Source organism: Ferdinandcohnia sp. QZ13 (genome assembly GCF_031324165.1).
GTDB lineage: Bacteria > Bacillota > Bacilli > Bacillales > Bacillaceae_L > Ferdinandcohnia.
In genome coordinates, this window is the sequence record NZ_JAVIVW010000001.1 from 2,038,484 (window position 1) to 2,061,667 (window position 23,184).

Genomic DNA, 23,184 nt, shown 5'->3' on the forward strand with positions numbered 1-23,184 from the left:
AAATTTTAACTCAAAATTCCGAACTACTTTTGCAATAAAATAGCTTAATTTTGCACTAAAATTGCATGATAGTAAAAAAAGCTTTTAATCCAACTTTTTTAGGTTGATTAAAAGCTTTACTTACTATTATTTCGTTTATATTCCTTTGGGGTCATGCCTTCTTCCTCTTTAAAAACACGAGAAAAGTATTGTTGATTTTTAAAACCGACTATTAAGGTGATTTCGATTAAAGAAAGATTAGAATTGGTTAATAGATCCTTTGCTTCCTGAATCCTTATCAAATTTCGATAATGACTGATTGTCATCCCTTTTTCCTTTTTGAATGTACGCATTAGGTGGGAAGGATGAACATGTAACTTTCGTGATATTTCCTCAATAGATATTTCCTCTGAAAAGTTCATCATAATAAAATGCTCAACTTTTTCAGCAATTGTTGCTTTTTCAAGTGTTATTAAACGAATAGTAGGATCTGAGTACTCTTCTAACATTCTTTTATGTATTTCTTCTAGTTCCGATATTGATTTGGCATTCTCAACCATAATCGCGTATTTTTCAGAAAGGTAATGACATTGCCATGCACTCAATCCACCTTTTTCCGCTGAATAGCTGTAAAGCGTATTATGTGATAGTAATATGTTTTTTAATGCTCGTAATTCATTCCTAGGAACCCTTTTAATAATATCTAAAGTGTCTGTATCTCCTCTTAGAAACTCATTCATTACATTTATATAGTTGGCAACAAATTTCTGATCTCCTTTTCGAATGGATTGTAATAGTTCTTCCCGAAATTTGTGTGCTGATTCGATTAGTTCATGCTTTGTATTATTTTTCATTACATCACTTTTTATTTGAACTTCCTGACCTACCATATTTTTTTCCCGTCACCTCACTTCATATGGGTTAGTTGCTTGAACCATAATATATTCTCAAGAACCCCTATTAAAATGTTGATGTTGAAACATACACATTCTTATTGCATTATGATATTCACCGTCAACAAAAAACTCATCGATTAATTCTCCTTCAAATTGAAAACCTAACGTTTTATAAATATGAATGGCTTTTTCATTCGTTTTATCCACGATTAAATATAATTTGTACATATTTAATACAGAAAAGGCATAATCCATTGCGAGATATGTTGCAGACTTCGCATATCCATTTCCTTGATGATTCGGATCAATAATAATTTGAAATTCTGCCCTACGATGAATATAATCAATTTCGACTAATTCAACCAGGCCCACCATTTCATCGCCTTTTTGGACAATAAATCTTCTTTCACCTTGATCGTGAATATGTTTATCATACAAGTCCTGTAATTCAACAAATGACTCATATGGCTCCTCAAACCAATAGGACATGATGTTTGCATTAATATTTAATTTATGGACAAATCCTAAGTCAACTCGTTCTAACGGCCTTAATTTTACATCGTTCATTCCTTTTCATCCTCCGAATCCTGCGTACAACCTTCTTAAAAAAAGTCTTTCCTTTTCTCCCGCTTTTTGTCCACTTTTTCTAAAAAAATCTCGTGTTTTGAGCTTAGTGGCAATCTACCTTTTGCTGTTTGAATAAGATTTGCCGCAACGTCTAAAGCAAAAAAGCAACTACAAAAAAGCAGATGGTATAGATATTTTCTATAACAACTGCTTTTCTATTATACCAACTCCAAACGCACCACTAAAACAATAACCAGTTATTCTTCGCATTTAGTGATAGGTGGGGAAAATGTGTCAGTACTCTTATTATCTTTGGGCGAACATCTAAATACGCTTTAATGCACCATTAGGCTTTGGTAACTCTTGCTCGATTATTTGATTCATTTTACAAAAATGTTCAAAAAATTGTTGTGCACTCTCTCGTTCCGTTGGGTCGCTTTTCAATGAAACAATATCAAGCAAAATTTGAGCCATCCATGAATTATCAAAATAGCGGTATTTACCTGTATTCCATGTCATTTTGTGAGGGAATTTTTGATTCACATAATAGTCCCAGAAAAGCATTTGATCCGATTCCTGTTCTGTCAGTTGGAGTCTGTATTTTGAATGAGCAGGAATATATCCATCTTCACAAAGCTTACCGATAAAACCTTCATCCACCATATAAACACCTAAAATACGTCTGTCTTTTTCAGGCTTGCCAGATTCTACTGCTGTTAGCAGGACAGCGCTATTTTGGTGCAAGCGGATGGGTTTGTTTGGCTTCCCCTTGTTATTACCACTTTTGATTTCACCTGAAAATACCTTCCACTCTGAAAAAGAAGTATTCTGTTCCTCTTGATCACACCAAAAAACCATTTGTGATTCGGGATGAAGTTTATGATTTTTCATCAGTTTTTCATGTTCCAAGCGAAGTTCCAGTCTTTTTCGGTAAAGTATCTTTTCCTCTTCTTTCTTCCTTTCTTCCTGCTTTCGTTCCATTTCTTTTTCCTGTATCATTTTCTCAAGTGAATGAGCAATACTTTTATCATGCAGTTTTAAGTGCTTTCCAAATACATCGGGAAAAACAAACTTTTTATTTTCCGATTCAAAATGTACTTCAATACTAGAATCATTATGATTCACTATACTACCCATGCCAAAACGCTTGTGTGTAACTTTCTTATTAATTAGATTCATTTTCTAAGTCCTCCTTGTAGAATAAAAACCCGGCTACTATTAGATAGTAAAGGGATTATTTTATTCAATTAACTTACCCTTAAAGCTCACACGACTGTTTGAATTTCACCTCATTTTTTAAAAAAGGAGATTGAATTAATAATTGTAAAACTATTATAACATTTTTTTGAACATATCACAATTTTCTTATTGACAGCATATTTTATTGTGAGGTAAAATGAAGTTTTATTCTCTTGAACTACTAAAAATTTCTATAAAAAAAGCCCCCTAAAAGTCACAAAACTTTTGAAAAGCCTCTATACAAATTCACTTTCTCAATTCTATTCTTTAGATCATTTTCCTTGATATCGAAGTCAAATTTTGGGGTATTAAATGTGTTTAATGAACTGTTTACTTCATCAATTTCTTTTTGTGTCAAATCTACTTTTAAGAAATCGGGCGTATCCGAATTAAGAAGGTCTGCCTGATCCTCGATTTTAGTTAATTCTTTATGTAAATCCGATAAGCGATCTTCAGCCTTAACTATGTTTTGTTTGTAATTGTAATGGTCGTAAACAAACAATCCTCCAGAAATAACGAAAACAAAGATCATAATGGTTGCTACTGTTACAATTGGTTTTTTTAGTAGTTTTAAATGCATCTCTTATTTCCCCCTACAAAATTAAGTGCGTCTATGGCTTCTGTACTCATGGCCTTTCTCACTCTTACAATACCCACATGGGTATATATTAACAAAAAATGAGAGAGTGCTATAAAAGCACTCTTATTCTACATCATATCCTTGATCTTCAATTGTTTCCTTAATTTTATCGGGGATACTTGGGTTTCATTAAAGAAATTATCTACTTACTAACTAATTGCTTTGATTGGAATACAATGTCTCCATCAACCATGGTTAACTCAACCTTAATGTCTCTTAATTTTTCGGATTCCGCATGTAAGATACTTGAATCTAAAACAACAAGATCAGCTAGTTTGCCAACCTCAATGCTTCCTTTTTTATCTTCCTCGAAACTGGCATAGGCGCCATTATAGGTATATGCACGGATTGCTTCTATTACATCAATACGCTGGTTTTCCCCAACCACTTGATCTTTCCAAGACTTTCTGTTTACTGCAGCGTGAATCCCAAGTAGAGGATTAACAAATGTTACAGGTGCATCCGAACCGATTGCAGCAATGATTCCTTTGTCAATATAGTCGCGAAGCGGATACATAACATTCACCCGTTCAGCATAATATTCAAGATACTTATCTCCATTTACATACATAAAAACAGGGTTAGGGATTGGGATAACACCAAGTTTCTGCATCCTATTCTGCAAATCAGCGGATGAAATGCCTGCATGCTCGACCCGGTGACGGTGATCTATTCTCGGATGCTCCTCCAATGCTTTTTCAATGCAATCCAGTACCATTTCAACAGCACGGTCTCCCTGGGCATGTGCCGTGATTTGAAAACCTTTTTTATGGGCTTCTCCTAAAATTCGGTTCAACTCATCTTGACTATAATATGTAATACCATAATCATTTGAATTATGAGAGTATGGTTCACGCGTTGCAATTGTAGGCCCAACACTGCTTCCATCGGTAAACAATTTAGCAGGACCAATCTTAAAATAATCATCGCCAAGTCCTGAAATTGGACCCGCTTTCACCACTCTTTCGACGAAGTCATGAGAGTTCGTTAATGAACCAATAATTGCGTACACGCGTACTCGAATTTCCTGCTCTTTAATTGCCTGCTGCATAATTCGAAAGGATTCCGCCCCATCCCCATATGCTCCGGCATCATGTATACTTGTAACACCTGCTTGAATAAATTCATCTGATGCAAGCTTCATACCTTTACGTATTTCTTCATCCGTATAACTCGCATATTCAAAAAGCTGCATATGTGCATTTTCAATTAATGCCCCTGTTAGAGCACCATTTTCATCGCGTCCAATGATCCCACCTTCAGGGTTTACCGTGTCTTCTGTAATCCCCGCAATTTCTAATGCTCTACTGTTAGCAATCGAAGTATGATTACATGTACGAATAATTACAATTGGGTGATCAGTGGAAACCTTATCTAATTCCTGCCTTGTTGGAAAACGATTTTCTTTTAATTTTGATTCATTAAATCCCCATGCCCGTACCCACTGACCCTTTGGTGTCTCTTCCGCTTTTTTTTGTAAATCAATAAATATATCTTCCAATGATTGAATATGAGGTTCTATGCAACTTACGCCTAATAGGTTCGTTCCATAAATCGTCAGATGTAGATGGGCATCAATAAAACCAGGCAGCACCGATTTCCCATGGAGATCAATCACATTTGTTTCATAAGAAATATATTCTTGAATCTCTTGATTTGAACCAACTGCTATTAAATGATTCCCTTTCACAGCAACACTTTCTACAACACTATTATCATCGTCAACCGTAACAACTTCACCGTTCATAAAAACAATATCCGCCTTCATACATAGCCCCTTCCTTTCGTAACAGCTACAATATATTAGGAAGAACTCTCTATTTTTAACAAAGAATCGTCGGTCTCATTGGTTTGAGAAACCGACGATATCATTTTTTTATGCAGCATCTACATATTTCTTAACATCTTCTTCGTCTTGTGGTTTTGTTAAGTAGCATACAGTAAACATAACTACGATATTTGCGACTAATCCTAAAATACCTGCGTGGATCTCAAATGGTGTAGAGGTGGCAACAAGCTGATAATAATAGTTTACTAATGTTCCAACGACAAGACCTGAAATGACTCCCTTTGCATTGGCGCGCCTCCAATATAATGCACTATATATACCCGGTGCGAACTGGGCAATTGAACCATATGCACCTAGCAACAAGGCAATTAGACCCTGACCTCCAAAAACAGTGATATAATAAGCCAACGCACCAATAACAAAAACACCAATTCGCATGATTAATAATGTCTTTTTATCAGATAAATTCTTCCAAATATTTTTAATAATTCCGTCGGTAACCTCTAAAGATGCACTATGGGTAATTGCATCTGCGGTTGACATTGCTGCTGCAAGAGCTCCGGCACCAACCAGTCCATAAAGCCAACCAGGTAAATTCATAACAACTGTAATTAAGTATGGTAAAATTTGATCGGAGTTTGCAAGTTCACCTGAATCTACTACTCCTTTGGCTGCAAATCCCACCAGTAAGAGCGGAACAAGGAACAAGGCAAAAACAGGATAGGCAAGTACGGTCTTTTTAATTGTTCTTGAATTCGATGCGTACGATTTGGAAAATAAATGTGGCCACATTAAAAATCCGATTACAGAAATTAATATCGTGGTTGTATAAGCGATTGCCCCCATCGACGATCCTTCTTTACCAATTTGCAAAAACTCAGGCGTTTCCGCTACCATTTTTATAAACATATCTGTTGGCCCGCCATGTAATTGATAGACAATCGCCATACCAACGACCCAGGAAACGATAATCATTAATAATCCCTGGAAAACATCGGACCAGGCCGCAGCACGCAATCCACCTGTAGCCACATAAATAACCACAATTCCATAAGAAATTAGTGCACCTAACCAGATAGGAATTCGTCCTTCTGTCATGATATCAAAAATAATCGCCATACCCGACATTTGAGTAGCTAAATATTGAACAGAGGCAAATAATGCAATCAATCCTACAATAACAGCGATTGCAGGACTTTTAAATCTCCCTTTAAGAAATGCAGCAACCGTATAAAGATTATGCTTCTTCCCAATTTTCCCAATCTTAGGACCAATAATATACCACGGTAAAATAGCAAATGCCGTATACGTAATAATGTATAAGGCTGGAGCACCTTTTGAATATGCCCATCCTGGAGCTCCTAAAAAGGAAAATGCACTGAAAACGGCACCACCCATAAGAAACCACATTACAAACAGGCTTATTCCTCTGCCTGCCACCGCAAATTCATCAAGAGACCCGCTATCTCGCCCTCTTCCGGCCATTATTCCAACGATTAACGCAATAACTAAATAACCAATCATCATTATTAGAGCTATTTGATAACCGGGCATCAGGCATCTTCCTCCTCATTATCAGGATCCATTCTGTATAAAACTATTAGTGCTACGAACGTAATAACAATCCACAGAATGACCCAAAAAAAAGAAAATGGTAATCCCATTATGATAGGTGTTGCCCGATTTCCAATTTCAAATAGAGGAAAGACTAACATCAAAAAAGGAACTACACTAAATAATACATATAGTGTGGTAAATTTTTGTTTACTCATACTTCATCTCCTTTTCTTAAATAGTAGTAGAGGGCATCTATAAAGAATAATTCTATTACACCCCCTGTTTCACCAATCCTTCAAATCTGTGCAAGGTCATTAAACGTTACTCCAACCAACCAGAATTTATTGTCAGCGCTTGTAAAATTATTTCCCCTCCCTCTCTTAATTATTAGAATTTATAGAATCTTTCGTCTCTAAATTATATAAGAAAATATATGATTTATACATGTTACATAACATGTATAAAAGATTACTCGTATTTTTCCCAACCTGTCCATTAATGGACAAAATAATGGGCGTACCCTGACTTCAAAACAACAAGGAAAGATTCTTTATCCTGCTGTTAGTAACTGGGAAGCCCGGCAAATTGCCAAGGCATTAGTGGTCGTTATTGTGATTTTGGTTTTGATGATGAGAAGACCTAAAACCCAAAGGAATGACCGTAAGTATCACAGTCAAGATCCAAATGGAGCTTAACCCCTCCTCAAGATAGATAGAGGTCTTTGTAATATACTAGGCATAAAATCCGGATAGCTCACCAGCGAGGTATTAAATGAAAAGAAGTTGATTCTCTACACATAGTAGGGAATCAACCTCTTTTCTCTTTTAATTGGAATTTTCAGATGGATGGAAAATAGTAAAAGAACGTGAGAACCGTCCCTCTTCATTAATCAAAGCATTTTAGTTTCTTACCATAAAAGCTATTCGATTTGTAATCTATGGAGGGAGTTTATTACATACCACCATTAGCAGTAAACATTCTCACAGTTTTCAAAAGAAAAGTGACAACCATTAATAAAAGAATCGGCCACGGCGAAATCCACGACGAAAACGAAAGCGAGGACCAAAAAAAGGACCTCGACGGAAACGGAAACGAGGACCACCGAAACCACCTACGAAGAATGGCATAATAAAATTCCTCCTTTATCGAATGATAATATAGGTTATGCCACAAAGGGGCTCGGGGATTGAGACAAACATCTAGAAATTCTAAAAAACAAGTAAATTATTTCGTATTGAAATCTAAAAAAATCCTTTATAACCAACAAACAATTCTCCACCATACTGCTCAAGCGTAGATTGGATGAATGAAATGAGTTCAGTTTTATCATTTGTATTCATGTATGTTTTTGTAGATTCAACCAGTTGGTTACACATATCTTTATCAAATGATTTAAGGCTTCTAACCATCCACTTTCCTTCGCCAAGCCAATTGCCATTTGCCCTTAAAATCAATTCAGTTAACGTATTTACTAACTTATTTAAAATAAATAAACTTTCTGCAAAGTCTTCTGAACTTCTAAAGTCTGACAAAAAATCTGTAATTTCATACCTAGCTTCATTTATTTTGTCTTGATCCCAACGTTGTGGACCCTGTTTATAAAGGTTTTTTGCCTCTTTTTGGAGTCCCTTTCCATTCCCTTGTTTATCTTTTATAAGTAGACCCTCGGCGCACATTTTAATGATGGTAGGCATCCCTCTATATCTAGCTGTTTGAAATTCAAACTCTAAAGATAAAGCCGTATATATAAATGCTTCAATTTTCCACCCAAGAAAGTGATAACATTCAAGTCTTGGTGTTTCTGTTTCATCAATTATAATTAAGTCAATATCAGATTCTGTTGTCAAATTTCCAGAAACTGCACTTCCACCTACCCAGACGATATCTGATTCAGGATAGTGGGAAACGATAAACTGTTGAGCTATTCGCCTAATCGAGTCCCTCATATAAAACACCTCCCATACCAGGATATTCACCTAAAAGATTAGTGTTCTATAACGTAGGAGCTATCTGTAAAATAATTCACGATCATTTTTGATTTGCATTTGCGGCCCTTCCATATGCTTTGTAAGCAACATCCAATTTCCACTTCGACATTTTAGCCATACCATCAAAATTCCAAAATCAACTAAACGAATAAAGGTCAGTCCCTACTTTTTTTAAAAAAGTGAGGACTGACCTTTTTATTTAACGAATTGCAACAGGTTCTTCAAGTAGCTTCAAAGCTCCATCCATCATTTGGTAAACCTTGTCGCAATATTTTAATAAACGTTCATCATGGGTGACCATGATTGCGGCTTTGTTTCGTGATTTCACTCCCTTTGAAATTAGTTCGACAATTTCAAAGGCACGCTGTGTATCAAGACTTGCGGTAGGTTCGTCAGCAAGTATGATATTTGGATCATTCATGAAGGCACGAGCAATCGCTGTACGTTGCCGTTCTCCCCCTGACAGTTGATCAGGAAACTTTTTCAGTTTATCTCCTAATCCTACTTCCTCTAGCAGCTCTTTAGCAAAAAGCTTATCTTTATTTGTAACAGAGCCTTTCATTTTCTTTACAACCAAAAGTTGGTCAAGAACCGTCAAATATGGAACAAGATTAGAGGTTTGCAAAATAAAACCAATTTGCTCCAACCGTAATTTCGAAAGTTCCGTCGGCTTCAAATCGGATAAACGAAACCCGTTAATGGTGACGTTTCCTTCAGAAGGTTGTAGAAGGGCACCTGCAATTGAAAGGAATGTACTTTTTCCTGATCCTGATGGACCAATTACTGCTACGAATTCACCAGGGTTAACCGAGATAGAAACACTGTTTAAAGCTACAAACGTACTGTCTCCTTCTTTATAATACTTGGATACATTTTCAAACTGAATTCCATTCATTACTCAACCCTCCCAATCGCTTGAAGTGGATCTATCTTTGTTATTTTTCGAACAGAAAGAAGAGTACTCAATACAGACACGACTAATAGTACAAACGCATAGATGAAGACGAGCATTGGATCAAGCGCAAAAGGCATTGCTTCTGGTAAAATCGCTGCCGTTCCATAAGTGAGTAAAACTCCTAAACCAATACTTATAACAGCCAAAATGAATACTTGGGAAATGACAGCTCGTCCAAGAAATGAATTACTCGCACCGATCGCTTTCATAATTCCGAACTGATTCGATTTCTGCAACGTGATGACATAGAAGAAAACAGTTATGACAACAGCAGATATTGCCAGGAGAAAAGTAAGCATCATCATGATTGTCCCATTTTCAGCTGTGTAGCCAGGCAGTCCATTAATTGCTTCTTGTTTCGTTGTTGTTTCAATTCCATCCACTGATTGATCTATGTCTTCTGGAATAATATTTTCCCCTTGAAGCATAATCGCATTAACCGGGTTGTTAATCCCCATATCTGAACCTGGTGCAGCAAAATGAATCGAACGCCATAAGTCCATCGTCATAAAAATAGCGGGCAAATGGTTAAAAGATTGATCTTTAACAAAGCCAACAACTTTGATGACTTCAGTTGAACCTTCAATTTCAAGGGTATCACCTAGTTTAATGCCTTTATTCTGCAAAACATTGTTGACAATGACTTCTTTGTCTTTTCCTTTTGTAAGTGGGTTCCCCTCAATAACTTCAGGTTCTAAGAATGTTCCAGGATTGATTCCAAGTAGGGAGACATCGATTTTTTCATCATCAGATGTTGCATTCTCTTTAAGAACCACTGCTGTACGAGAACCCATTGGAGCTACATCATTTACATGTTTCTGATTTTTGAGTTCTTCGGATACATCTTCAGATATGACCGACCTTAGCATAGAATGGCGGGCACCCTCTTCAAAGACAACATAATTCGCATCCATATTTTTGAATGCTGAAGCACTTAGTGAAGAAAGGCCATTTCCTAGTCCCGATAAAATAAAAACAAGCCAAGAGATTAACACTAGAATCATACCAATCATAAAAAAACGTAATTTCGCATGTTTTAATTCTCTTAATGCAAGAAACATATTTTCACCTCTTTGTTTAATTTACTAGATTTTCTAAAATGTGCGCTGAAGTCAAAAGTTACAGATGTGTAACTTTTGATAACAGAAGGACAATTGTGCTACTTGTTCAGTTTAATTAAAAGTAACACAAGTGTCAATTATTTATTATTAAACATTCCACTACATAGAAATTCCATAACTAGATTTTTCCAATCTTGTTTGGGTAACTGAGAATGATTAGGGATATTAACCGTTTGAAAAATAAACCCTAAAATAAGGTGATTGGGAAATTCAGATTTTAAAAATTTGTCTCTTTTTCCCAATTGGACAAAATCATTTAAATAGGAGTACATTTTCTCATGTTGGGTCTCTAACAGTTCAAGAGCCTCATCCACTTTTGCATGATTGGACCTTTGAATTTGAAAGACCATCGAAAGTATTTGATGGATTCTACTATATTTAAAAATAACCCCAAGTAAATAATCCAATTGATCCTTGAAGAGAGGATACTCCTTAATTTTTTGAAGGTCCAGCAAGAATCGTTCCATTTCATCGACCATATATTCCGTAATCAATTCATCTTTATTATCAAAGTACTTATATATAGCTGCCCTTGTTACATTCAGTTGTTCAGCCAGCAAGCCAAAATGAAATCCATTATAGCCATATTGCAATAATAGTTGATTGGTCGCCTGATACAAATCACTTTTTGTAAATTTACTTTCACGTCCCATCCTATCACCCCTTTTATCATTATAAGCGAAATAAAAAGAATTTCCGATAAAGATCGTTAACAGAATTTGACCTATAGGGTACTTTTCTTAATTAACTAAATTTTGTTCGCACGCTTCAATAAAATTAGAGGCAACGTCCCATAAGGGTTAGTTGCCTCTTTTTTAAATCAGTTGCGAGATTATTCCACGTGTATAGAGTGTATGCTAAGGGTGTTGATGAGTTTTTTAGGCCCATTCAACATGACAATAGATATAGCCTTATCCCCTGTATTTGACAGCTAGCCCCTTTAAGAAGTTTCTGGCGAAATTATCTCCGCATTCTTTATAATTCTTATGCCCTTCTTTTCGTAATAATGCACCAAGTTCTCCTTTTGTTACCCTCAACCCGGCATGATCAAAAATATCAAGCATATCCTCAGTCGTTAAAGCCAGTGCAATTTTGACTTTCTTTAAAAGGAGATTATTCACGTTTCCACTTGTCTTTAGAGGTGGTTCTGGTGGATTAGGCTGTCCTGGTTTCGGCTCTTGTTTCCCCCTTTTGTAAATAATAAGCCCATTTAAAAATGAGTCTAACATACTGTGAGTACATTTTATTTGGTCTTCATTCTCAAAATCATCATCATCGTATGTCTTTGTAAGGATCTTTATCACCTCTGGTACGGTTACTTCCACATCACCAAGTTTAAAAATCTCTACCATTTCTTTATTTTTTATTTCTAATGCATATCTCAACCGAATTAATATATCGTTATTATCCATTCTTTGAGCTCCCTTTTTTAATTAGTAGTCATTTAACTCGAAACTGCCTTTATGGGTCATGATGCAATTCTTTCGGTTTTCTTAATAGCTTTATTCCCTTTTCCACGATAATTCAAAACAATAATACCGATCGCAACCATGGCAATAGCCACTAGAATATACAGATTTATTTTTTCACCCGGTATGAAAATAGCTGATAGAATTGTTCCAGAAACCGGTACAATGAACTTATAAATTGTAATTTCACCTGCATGATTATATTTTAACAACGAATACCAGAGACCAAAAGCAACAGCCGAGAGTACAGCAGAGTAGATTAATAGTCCCCATCCTAATGCTGTAAAAGTGATTGATCCTGTCTGCATCATCGGTAGACCAATAATAAGCATGATAAGTCCACCAAGACTCAACTGCCATCCCGTAATGGCAAATGGATCAATGCCAGTTGCCAGTTGCTTGGCCATAATGGTTGCAATCGCACCAGTGAGACCCGCTAAAATCATATATCCTTCTCCATCCCACTGAAAACTCATTTTAAGCTCTTGTCCCCAGTTTGCTACCACAATTCCAGTGAAACCAGCAAGTAGACCAATTGATTTCTTCCAATTTAATCGATCATTTTTATAATAGTAGTGAGCGAGTATAACAGTGAAAAAAGTTCCAACAGTCGATAAAATGGCCCCCTGCATACCTGATACTTTTGCTAATCCATTATAGAAGAAAAAGTATTGGAGGGCTGTTTGAATCACACCTAGTAAAAGGAGAATGAGAAAACTCCTTTTCGAAACCACTATTCTTTTCGGCTTTATGAATAATAAAAATCCTAAGACGAGCAAACCCGCAAGCAAAAAGCGTATTCCTGCAAATACAACCTTAGCGATTACATCATCGGGGGACATTTGCAGTTCTTCATAACTCACCTTGAGAACAGGAAATGCACTTCCCCACAAAAGCGAACAAAAAATGGCAATCCCTATAACTGACCATTTCTTTTGAAAAATCCATTTCATGGTGTCAACTCCTAAAAAATCATTCCACAAATAAGTATATCCTATTGCATTGTCAGGGTTTTGGCAATGTATGTTTATGGGAATACCGAGGAACATCGAATTGTAAGTGTGCTCGGCACTCCCCCATTTTTTGTTTCGCTGAAGCCACCACGAAAAAAAGATGCCTGGCAAACAGTAGCGTAACCTTTTAAACACTGTTTGTCAGGCATTTTCATGCGTAGGATATTAATGTTTATGCAATGCTAGTGTGATTGATTTTGATAAAACCTAAAACACACGTCACCTATTCCTTTGGGAAGAGGGACGTGTATTTATTTTAAAAATGCCAGGATGTCATTTAACTAGCAATCGACTGCCCTGTAGTTTTATCCTTCTCTATAAACCTTCCAATGATTGCACCACCGATGAATCCAATTATTGCTGGAATTAACCATGCGAACCCATTACTGCTCAATGGAATCATCCCAATTAAACGAGGTACAAATGGTATATTTATAGCTGCTGTCATAGCTTGAGCTACGCTAATAATCACTGTTAATAACACAGCACCTTGAAAGGAGGCAGCATTTGGTAAGTGCCTATGGAAAATCCCAACCAATATGACCACGATACAAATCGGATAGATTGCCTCATAAAGCGGTGTTGCTATAAATACGATTCGATCTACACCTAATAATGCAATGGCAATGCCAAGGACGCAAACGATGGCCGCCGTTGTTTTATAACTTAGCTTCCCATTTGTTACACTATCAAAAAATTGAGCAACAGCTGTAGTCAAGCCAATTGCAGTAGTCAGACATGCTAATGCCACCACGACCCCTAATCCGTAGAGCCCGCCTTTACCTAATATCGATTCTACAATCCCTAATAATAGTTCGGCCCTATCTATGTTTTGAGGATACACCCCACTAACTGAAGCCCCTAAATATAAAAGCCCAGAATAAATGATAACTAAAAAGATAAAGGCGATGAGCCCGGCAAATGCGGTCATTTTATTTCTTTCTTTTTCAGACCGGTATCCTTTGCCAACAATATGTGAAATAAACACACTTGCAACCATAAAACTTACTAATAAGTCTCCTGTTTGATATCCGCCAAGAAAGGCATTAACAAAACTACTTGAAATTTCTGTGTCCACTGGTTGTCCAACTGGCGTTATGACTCCACTTATGATGATAGCAATTAAAATGACAACTAATGCAGGTGTTAAAAAAGCTCCCACTTTATCGATAACATTGTTCCTGTCATTTACAAAATAATAAGTTAACGCGAAGAAAATGATAACAATAGGTGCTGCTGGAATCGATGGGAAAACTGCCTGAAAACCTAATTCGTGGGTAACAGCCCCCGTTCTCGGTATGGCGATGAAGCTTGAAAATAACATGATGCCTAGCAGTATCCATTGTGAAAATTTAGGATGTACTTTTTTAGTCAATTGATCTACAGTACCACCCGCATAAGCGATAATATAAATCGCCATTATAGGGAAAAAGACCCCTGTAATAATGAATCCGATGTTCCCACTAAGCCAGTCCGTCCCGGACTGTAGCCCTAAAAATGGTGGAAAAATTAAATTCCCGGCCCCAAAAAATGTGGCAAAAAGCGCAAGCCCAATAATACTACTATCTCTTATAGTTTTTTTCATATGTAAATCAGCCCTTCTCTTTTAATGTCTCAATTTGCTAGAATCCTTTTCTAAGTAGTACATATTTCACAAATAGTAGGTAATCGTATAAACTATCGCCTTCCAATAATCAATTTCACTATTCCACCTTTTCTGAAAAATTAGGATGCACTTCACCTGATCGTTGCCCTCACTAAACCCAAGGTAGGGTAGCCTCTTTGTGTTCCCAAGAGGTTTAATTAACCTATTATACGTTTTTACTTTTTGCATTCATAGAATCATATTATGTTAGACAAGTATTTTATAATATACCATATATTTTGAAATAGTGGAAATTTTGAGAACAAGAGAATCTAATGTGGGTCACGCTAGTAGATGTAGCAACGCCTGGGGTGCGGATGGTGACTATAGCTCCAAAAAAAAGAAGAAGGTTTAAAATCCAACCTTCTCCAAATACAATCCCTCAGCATCCGCCATACGACCTGTTTGAATTCTTTCTTTAGATTCAAGAATACTTGGTATAGTATCCGTGTCTTTTTCTCCTAATCCAACTTCAATTAAAGTTCCTACAATTTTTCTCACCATATTGTAAAGGAAGCCATTGCCTCGCACTTTGATTTCGATAAAGCCTGCATTTTCTTTTATCTCAAGTGAGTATATTTCACGCACCATCGACTTTTTCTTCGACTTGGCATTGGAATAAGAAGTAAAGTCATGCTCCCCTAGAAAATAGTGAGATGCTTTTCTCATTTTTTCGATATCGAGCTTTTCCTCTACATGCATACTGTACTTTCGCATGAAGGGATGTGTATATTGCTCGTTCCAAATCTTATATAAATAGGTTTTATCTTTAGCATTATAGCGTGCATGAAAACGATCATGAACTAACGTAACATCCACAACGCTAATGTCATTGGGAAGATATCTGTTTAAATAATGCATAACTTCCTCTTCCGTTGCATTTTTACGCATCTTAAAATTAGCAATCTGAGCAAGAGCATGAACACCAGCATCTGTTCTTCCGGATCCAATGATTTCAATCTTTTCTCCTGCCAGCTCTGTTAATACATTTTCAATTTTTCCTTGTATCGTATTGTCACCATTACCAAGTCGCTGCCACCCCTTGTAACGGCCACCATCATACTGAATGGTTAATTTATAATTGTTCATTGCTTTCTCCTTAAAAAATACGTATTTCTCTGTTATTATATCCTATCTTATATTCGCTTCATAATGCTCTTCATTAAGTCTCACTACTTCAAGTTCCTTTATATTCTCTTTCAATTTCAATGCTAAACTTTCAATTCCAAACAATTCCGTGAAAGTATGACTCCCAATGATCAAATTTATTCCTTTAAACTCAGCATATTGAATCGTATACAAATTACATTCACCTGTAATGTATACATCACACTCATTTTCAACTGCTTCCTTAAGGCAAACTGTTGGCGCTCCATTCCCACAGACTAAACCCACTCGCTTTATCTTTTTATCATTAAACTTCCAAGACTTAACTGGCTCTTCAAGTAGATTCTCCATAGTTTTTACTAATTCATTAAGTTCAATTTCTTGGTTATATTCTGCTACTCTACCAAAATATAACCCTTCCCATTCGTGGGTTCTTTTAACAATTTCCAAATTTAATTTCTTTACTAAACTATCATTTGTTCCAAAGGTACAGTCATCAAGTGGCAAGTGATTATAGTAGTGACTTATACCATACTCTGCTAGTTTTTCTATGCATGCCTCTCTCAATCCAAATATTTCATCCCATGCATCGTGGTGTGTCACCATCATATCCACTCCATGGATTCTTGCTTCCTCTACAGTTTCAAGCGTTAGGTTCACACAGTATCCTACTTTTTTTACTTTTCTATCTGCTTGGTATGTAATCCCTGATTCACTCGAATAGATTTCCTTATTTGTTACATTAAAAAGAGCATCAATTCGTTCAACAACATATGAAACATCCATGTAGGTACCTCCTTAATTTCTGATTTGCCTGTAGTCTTAAGGCTTCTATTCTTGATCTAATTTCTTGATTGTTAAAATTTTCTCTAAATACTTACCCCTACCCCCATATTATCATACCCATATATTTCCTATACTTATATATTCTATCTGCAAACTATATTTGTGAAAAACTATAAATCTATACGCAGAACTCTAATTTCTTTGTAAAAGCTAGACCTAATGCAAATTCCCCCAATTTTTAACCTGAGGGAACATAAATTTATATCGATATTCAACTAAAATACGTATAGCCCACTGATACTAAGATGGTTAAGGTACTTCCACAATTCCTCCCAATATACTCTCTAAATAAAATTTACATATCCTTTTAATCTTCCTCTTACTTCCTCTTATTAGAGGTCGATTACATGTAAATTTTTATTTACAATTATTCAACTCCCACTAAAAATTGAGGCTAGTTAGCATAAACGCGCTACTAAATACCTGTGTATTTATTCTCAAAACAATTAAATTTAGCAAATCGAAAAATAAGCACAATTAATCATTTAAAAGAGAAAACGCTAGAATCACTATTACCTTTTACCTAATGTTAAGAAAATTAACACTATATTAAAATTTATTTTGCTATATTAATCTTTGGGTCTATTAAACACAAAAATTTAGAAGAATGGATGAGTACTTTATGAAATTAAAAATTAGAAACAGTAGCAAGAAAATATTGTCCAGTACACTTGCAATCACCTTGTTAGCAGCTCCTTTCTTGCCTGGCAATGCAATGGCTGCAAATCCCTCCAAAGACAAGATTCAATCACAAGTTGAACTTCGCGTCATGGAGACGACTGATATTCATACAAATCTACTAAGCTTTGATTATTACAAGAATAGTTCGGCCCCTAAACTAGGATTGGCTAAAACTGCAACTCTTGTAAAAGAAGCTCGAAAAGAAGTAAAAAACTCTGTACTCGTGGATAATGGTGACCTTATTCAAGGGAATCCTCTTAGTACATACAAAGCAAAAATAGACCCTTTAGAGGATGGAGAAATACATCCAGCTATTAAAGCCATGAACTTAATGGGCTATGATATGGCGACACTTGGAAACCATGAGTTCAACTATGGCCTGGAGTATCTAGACGAAGTATATGATGATGCAAACTTCTCTTTTGTAAATGCAAATGTATATGTAGATGATCATGATAATGATCCAACTAATGATATTAATAAATATACCCCGTATAAAATTGTAAATAAAAAAGTCAAAGATGAATCTGGCAAAACAAATGTCATTAAAATCGGATATATCGGATTCGTTCCTCCTCAAATTAATGAGTGGGATAAATCGAATTTGGATGGGAAGGTCATAACAAAAGATATCGTAGAAACTGCTAAAAACTATATCCCTATTATGAAAGAAGAAGGAGCAGATGTAATAATCGCATTAGCTCACTCAGGTTTTAGTGGAAATGAAGCAAATACTGAAGATACAATATATGCTTTAAGTAAAGTACCCGGTATTGACGCCATTACATTTTCACATACTCATAAAACATTCCCAGCAAACAATGTATCAAGTTTAGATACATTGTTCAAAGGTGCCGACGGACAACCTCTGCCTGGAGTAGATAACGAAAAAGGAACGATTAACGGTGTAGCTGCTGTACAAGCTGGATTTGGTGGCGGAACATTAGGAATTATTGATCTTACCTTACAAAAAATAAAAGGTAAATGGACAATTTCTAATTCACAATCCTCAACAAGACAAGTGGATTCTGTTCAACCAGACCAAGCCATAGTCGATGCTGTTAAAGCCGATCACGAAGCTACCTTAGAATATGTGAATACACCGATTGGAACAACAACAGATGACATTTATAGCTATTTCGCACTCGTACAAGATGATCCATCTATTCAAGTAGTTACAAATGCACAAAAATGGTATGTCGAAAATTACATTGAGCTAAACAAGCCAGAATTAAAAGATCTTCCAATTTTATCAGCAGGAGCTCCTTTTAAAGCTGGTCGTAATGGTGTTGATGAATATACGGAAATCAAAAAAGGTGATTTGACGATTCGTAGTGCAGGTGACTTATATCTTTATGACAACACTTTAAAAGCTATTAAAGTAAAAGGTTCGGTTGTTAAAGAGTGGATTGAAATGTCTGCCGGTCAATACAACACCATTGATCCTTCAATTACAACTGAACAACCGTTACTAAATCCAGGATTTCAAGTATTTAATTTTGATGTAATTGATGGCGTAGAATATCAGATTGATGTTACAAAACCTGCTAAATACGCACCAAATGGGGCACTTTTAAACCCGAACTCCAGTCGTGTTGTGAATCTTAAGTATAATGGAGAACCTTTAAATCCAGAGCAAGAATTTATCGTGGTAACCAATAATTATCGTGCTGGTGGCGGAGGAAATTTCCCTGGATTAAAAGGAAGTGAAATAGTAGTCGATTCAGCCGATGAAAACCGTCAAGTGTTAATGGACTATATTTCTGAGATGAAAGAAATTACTCCAAATACTGATGGAAACTGGTCTATTGCTCCAATCTCAGGAAATGTAAATGTTACTTTTACGACTTCACCAAAAGCAGAGCAATATATCACGGATGAAAGCACATTTACTTATACTGGCAAAACCGAACCAAAAGGTTTTGGAATCTTTACTTTCAACTTTAATAGCGATTCAAATAGCGACCCATTAAAGGTTCAGCTTTTAGGAGTAAATGATTTACATGGACAGTTAGATACGGTTACAAAAGTCGGAGATTTACCAGCTGGGCAAATTGAATACTTAGCAACTGCATTAAAAGAAGAGGAAACAACAAATCCTAATACACTAATTTTACATTCAGGAGATATGATTGGGGGAAGCCCATTAATTTCTGCTCTTTTCCAAGATGAGCCTACCGTTGAAGTAATGGAAAATATCGGTTTTGATGCAGGTACTTTCGGGAATCACGAGTTTGATGAAGGGATTGATGAATTACACCGTATGATGAACGGTGGAGATCATCCAAACGGATCGGTTGGTTATGACGGAATGAACTTCCCTCTTGTTGCAGCAAATGCATATGATACAAGAGACGGAAATTTAATTACGGACCCTTACACCATCTTCACAATTGAAGGTGAAAAAATTGGTGTCATTGGAGTTGTAACTCAAGAAACGCCTTCCATGATTGTTAGAAAAGGAAACGAATCATTAAAGATTACAGACGAAGTCGAAGCCATTAACAAGTATACTGAAGAATTAAAAGGACAAGGAATTGAAGCAATTATCGTCCTTGCACATAACCCTGCTACCCAAACAGGTTATGCAGGTTCATTCGACGCTAGCAGAATTGCAGAACAAATTGATGATGAAGTGGATGTCATCTTTGCAGCACACAACCATGTAATGGTAAACCGAGTAGTGGATAACAAACTAATTGTTCAAGCTTATTCTTATGGATCCGCTTTTTCGGATGTAGAAGTTGAGATTGACCGCGTTACTGGAGATATCATTACTAAATCAGCGGAGATTAAAACTGTTTATCAAAAGGACTATACTCCAGATCCAGAAGTTGCATCGATTATGAAAAAATATACAGAGAAGGCTGAACCAATTAAAGCAAAAGTCGTTGGACAATCTTTATCAACCCTTGAAAAAAGTTATCCAACTGTAGCTAATGAATTTGGGGATTTTGCTCTTGGAAATCTGATTGCAGATGGTATGAAAGCTGCAATGGACGCAGACTTTGCCATGATGAATGGGGGCGGTGTCCGCTCACCACTAGAAGCAGGTGAAGTAACATTTGGTGATTTATTTGCCATTCAGCCGTTTGGTAATGTGTTAAATAAAGTAAAACTTAGCGGTGCAGATTTAGAGACAGTGTTAAATAACCAGATTACAGATAGAGGTCTTGACTTCCATATTGCTGGCTTTAAATACACGTATACTTATGACGACACTGCTAAAACAGGTAAGGTTATAGACATCTTCTTACCAGATGGAAGCAAGATTGATAAAACGAAAGAATACACTGTTGTGGTCAACAACTATATGACCGGAAACCTTAAATACGGTATTGGGGCTCTTTCTACTGATTTAGAAGTTGGACCAGTAGATGTTGACGCAACCGTTGATTTTGTAAAAACATTACCTTCTCCTTTTGAATATAAGTCTGAAGGAAGAATTCAAAGAGTAAATTAATTAACTGAGGACTGTATAGATTCTATGAACGAATCCATACAGTTCCAATGTTCTAACAAACGATTGTGTTGTTTCTAATTACTTAGTTCTGCTCCTCTTTATGTCTTTTAAAAAACTTACCTGATAAATTAATTTTACTTCTTCACTCTCTTCAAATGGCTTGAATAGTGATTGCAGAAAATTATAGATATAGTAATTGTAATTATTATAACCAAGTCCAGAATGTTGCCAATAACATGCTTAATTGAGCAGAGATTCCAGGCAAATGAGTGTATCGGGTAAAGCTTTGACAAAACATAGAGGTCTGCGCGGTTTACAAGGCTCTTACTCCATTTTCTACAATAAAAATTGCCTGACCCCAAGCACTTTACTGGGGAGCAGGCATTTGCATTTAATCACTAATTCACTTTTAGTTTTTCAAGATTTTGCTTATGAAATCCCTTTACAATTAACCAGACAGCTAAACTCATCTCATAAACGCCCACAGGTAGTGCAATTAGTCCTTTTGCTGTAGAGATAGGCTCTACTACACCAAACATGTCTAGTAAACCTGCAATGAATACCAAAATGGCAGTAATCATCCCAAATTGCGCTAACGGCTTTGGCACTAAACCTGTTCTGAAAAGCAAATAACTATACATGATAGTATTTAAACCTAACATCAAATTCGGACCTAACATAAAAGTCCAACGATGAAAAGATTGCAACATTAAACCTAAAGCATGAAGACTTTCACTATCTAAGTTGTCTGTTCCATAATACATACTAAGATGCAATAGACCTAATATGCTTACCAAGCCTATCACGATAAAAACAGCTTCCATAAATCGGAAACAAAGAAAACCTAATGCAATATGTTCATTCCAACGACGGAGATATGGAAACAGCATAACAGCAGTCCCAACAGCCGCCACTACAAGAAAAAGATCATTTAGTACTCCAATCAAAACCTTCGTTTCAAATCCATCTACCACAGACGTATACCATTGTTCTGACAATACTGGTTGATAATAGACAACAGCTATGACTGAAGTGACCGCAGCCACTATATATAAAATACCTATTGTAATCCCATTCATGCGATCTCGTGTCATCAACTTTACCTCCCTTGAAAAAAATAATATAGCTACTTAGTGATTGTCCTATGATATACTGATTTCAGAACATTCAAAAATCTATTAATATGAGGGGTTATTATGGACCATTATGAAGTAATTGAAGATGCTTTGATTTATATTGAAAAGAATCTTCAACAACCTTTATCATTAGACTCTGTTGCTAATGCCTCCAACACGTCCAAATACTATTTTCATAGACTTTTTTCAGCCATGATGGGTTATTCACTTAACAATTACATACTATCCAGAAGATTGAATGCATCACTACCATTAATACAAAACGATAGCTTATCTCTAACGGATATTGCGTATCAACTAAACTTTGGAACTCAATCATCATTCACCCGCGCTTTCAAACGTCAATACGGTATAACTCCAAGTTCACTAAGAGTAAAAGATAAGACCCTATCTCAAGTGCCAATACCTTCAGTGGTTAAAAGACACATCAAAAACATCAATGGGGATATTGTCACTGATTTCACCCTAACGGAATTCGATACAATTAGAGTGAGTGGCATTGTTTTTGAAGTGGACCTGGCAACTGATGATTACAAGGCGAAGATCCGCTCTCATTCAAAAATGCTACTAAATAACATTGATGAAACAATAAATGGATCATGTTATGTCATCTATTCAGACTGTCAACCAAATTCAACCCGTTTCAAGGTTCTGGTCGGAATCCCACATGATATACAAATAGATAAACCCTATTATTTTACCGTTGATATACCACAACTTTTCTGTGCGAAGTTCAAATATTTCGGTGATTTACTCGACATAGGTGATGTTTTAAAAACTGATTTTGCAAGATTTTTAAAAATCTCAAAGCAGGAATCTGAGAATTCACATATCGAACTCATTCAAGTTTTTGATAATATTCACAATCTTAATTCGGACTACCACATCTATACGCCTATCAAAAAACTGCCTATTGATTTAGATTTTTAATAGTGATTAATAATTAACCATACTTTCGTATATGCTCCTTTCAAATTAATAAAATTGATTTGATTAATAATAAGATACCAAAATTGGTTTAGTTAGACTTTCCAAATCTTGCTGTAATGAGTTAGGGGTGATCACAGAATATTCCGTGCTAAAAATATAAAAG

19 protein-coding genes are annotated in these 23,184 nt (G+C 36.0%); 2 read left to right on the forward strand and 17 right to left on the reverse strand.

Going from position 1 to position 23,184, the window contains the following annotated elements:
- Window positions 1-116 precede the first annotated feature (116 nt).
- The 16 genes from RGU12_RS09905 to RGU12_RS09980 all read right to left on the reverse strand — a co-directional run bounded on the left by RGU12_RS09905 (window position 117) and on the right by RGU12_RS09980 (window position 16,751).
- Entirely contained in the window at window positions 117-869 is a 753-nt protein-coding gene (locus tag RGU12_RS09905) for an AraC family transcriptional regulator (protein ID WP_309535932.1), read from the reverse strand.
- A gap of 57 nt (window positions 870-926) precedes the next feature.
- Window positions 927-1,442, reverse strand: coding sequence for a spermidine N1-acetyltransferase (speG, locus tag RGU12_RS09910; protein ID WP_309535933.1), 516 nt, complete (start codon window positions 1,440-1,442; stop codon window positions 927-929).
- A gap of 324 nt (window positions 1,443-1,766) precedes the next feature.
- Window positions 1,767-2,621 carry a malate synthase gene (locus tag RGU12_RS09915; protein WP_309535934.1) on the reverse strand — a complete coding sequence of 285 codons (855 nt, stop codon included), beginning with the start codon at window positions 2,619-2,621 and terminating at the stop codon, window positions 1,767-1,769.
- A 274-nt stretch (window positions 2,622-2,895) separates the two neighbouring features.
- A complete protein-coding gene (locus tag RGU12_RS09920) occupies window positions 2,896-3,261 on the reverse strand; it encodes a hypothetical protein (RefSeq protein WP_309535935.1) in 366 nt (121 codons plus the stop codon).
- A gap of 202 nt (window positions 3,262-3,463) precedes the next feature.
- Window positions 3,464-5,089, reverse strand: coding sequence for an amidohydrolase (locus RGU12_RS09925; protein WP_309535936.1), 1,626 nt, complete (start codon window positions 5,087-5,089; stop codon window positions 3,464-3,466).
- A 108-nt stretch (window positions 5,090-5,197) separates the two neighbouring features.
- Window positions 5,198-6,664: a sodium:solute symporter family protein gene (locus tag RGU12_RS09930; protein WP_309535937.1), complete on the reverse strand. Its 1,467-nt coding sequence runs from the start codon at window positions 6,662-6,664 to the stop codon at window positions 5,198-5,200.
- A complete protein-coding gene (locus RGU12_RS09935; RefSeq protein WP_136378974.1) occupies window positions 6,664-6,882 on the reverse strand; it encodes a DUF3311 domain-containing protein in 219 nt (72 codons plus the stop codon). Before RGU12_RS09935 ends, RGU12_RS09930 begins: the two co-directional genes overlap by 1 nt.
- Window positions 6,883-7,908: 1,026 nt before the next feature.
- Entirely contained in the window at window positions 7,909-8,613 is a 705-nt protein-coding gene (locus RGU12_RS09940) for a nucleotidyltransferase domain-containing protein (RefSeq protein ID WP_309535938.1), read from the reverse strand.
- A gap of 241 nt (window positions 8,614-8,854) precedes the next feature.
- Window positions 8,855-9,550, reverse strand: a complete 696-nt coding sequence (locus RGU12_RS09945; protein WP_309535939.1) for an ABC transporter ATP-binding protein — start codon at window positions 9,548-9,550, stop codon at window positions 8,855-8,857.
- On the reverse strand, window positions 9,550-10,671 hold the full coding sequence (locus RGU12_RS09950; protein WP_309535940.1) for an ABC transporter permease: 1,122 nt from the start codon (window positions 10,669-10,671) through the stop codon (window positions 9,550-9,552). The genes RGU12_RS09945 and RGU12_RS09950 overlap by 1 nt, the downstream gene beginning before the upstream one ends.
- 137 nt (window positions 10,672-10,808) lie before the next feature.
- Window positions 10,809-11,384: a TetR/AcrR family transcriptional regulator gene (locus RGU12_RS09955; protein WP_309535941.1), complete on the reverse strand. Its 576-nt coding sequence runs from the start codon at window positions 11,382-11,384 to the stop codon at window positions 10,809-10,811.
- A 258-nt stretch (window positions 11,385-11,642) separates the two neighbouring features.
- Entirely contained in the window at window positions 11,643-12,143 is a 501-nt protein-coding gene (locus RGU12_RS09960) for a YehS family protein (RefSeq protein WP_309535942.1), read from the reverse strand.
- A 56-nt stretch (window positions 12,144-12,199) separates the two neighbouring features.
- Window positions 12,200-13,063: a DMT family transporter gene (locus tag RGU12_RS09965; protein ID WP_396232339.1), complete on the reverse strand. Its 864-nt coding sequence runs from the start codon at window positions 13,061-13,063 to the stop codon at window positions 12,200-12,202.
- Between the two features lie 427 nt (window positions 13,064-13,490).
- Window positions 13,491-14,798 (reverse strand): branched-chain amino acid transport system II carrier protein, encoded by a 1,308-nt coding sequence (gene brnQ, locus RGU12_RS09970; RefSeq protein ID WP_309535944.1) that lies wholly within the window; start codon window positions 14,796-14,798, stop codon window positions 13,491-13,493.
- Between the two features lie 411 nt (window positions 14,799-15,209).
- Window positions 15,210-15,947, reverse strand: a complete 738-nt coding sequence (gene truA / locus RGU12_RS09975; protein ID WP_309535945.1) for a tRNA pseudouridine(38-40) synthase TruA — start codon at window positions 15,945-15,947, stop codon at window positions 15,210-15,212.
- A gap of 42 nt (window positions 15,948-15,989) precedes the next feature.
- Window positions 15,990-16,751 carry a Nif3-like dinuclear metal center hexameric protein gene (locus tag RGU12_RS09980; RefSeq protein ID WP_309535946.1) on the reverse strand — a complete coding sequence of 254 codons (762 nt, stop codon included), beginning with the start codon at window positions 16,749-16,751 and terminating at the stop codon, window positions 15,990-15,992.
- Between the two features lie 682 nt (window positions 16,752-17,433).
- On the opposite strand from RGU12_RS09980, the gene RGU12_RS09985 reads away from it, so the two are divergent.
- Window positions 17,434-20,955, forward strand: a complete 3,522-nt coding sequence (locus tag RGU12_RS09985) for a bifunctional 2',3'-cyclic-nucleotide 2'-phosphodiesterase/3'-nucleotidase (RefSeq protein ID WP_309535947.1) — start codon at window positions 17,434-17,436, stop codon at window positions 20,953-20,955.
- A 398-nt stretch (window positions 20,956-21,353) separates the two neighbouring features.
- On the opposite strand, the gene RGU12_RS09990 is transcribed toward RGU12_RS09985, so the two are convergent.
- Complete coding sequence (locus RGU12_RS09990) at window positions 21,354-22,049, reverse strand: DUF4386 domain-containing protein (protein ID WP_309535948.1); 696 nt, start codon at window positions 22,047-22,049, stop codon at window positions 21,354-21,356.
- Window positions 22,050-22,151: 102 nt separating this feature from the next.
- On the opposite strand from RGU12_RS09990, the gene RGU12_RS09995 reads away from it, so the two are divergent.
- Window positions 22,152-23,021 carry a helix-turn-helix transcriptional regulator gene (locus RGU12_RS09995; protein ID WP_309535949.1) on the forward strand — a complete coding sequence of 290 codons (870 nt, stop codon included), beginning with the start codon at window positions 22,152-22,154 and terminating at the stop codon, window positions 23,019-23,021.
- Window positions 23,022-23,184 lie beyond the last annotated feature (163 nt).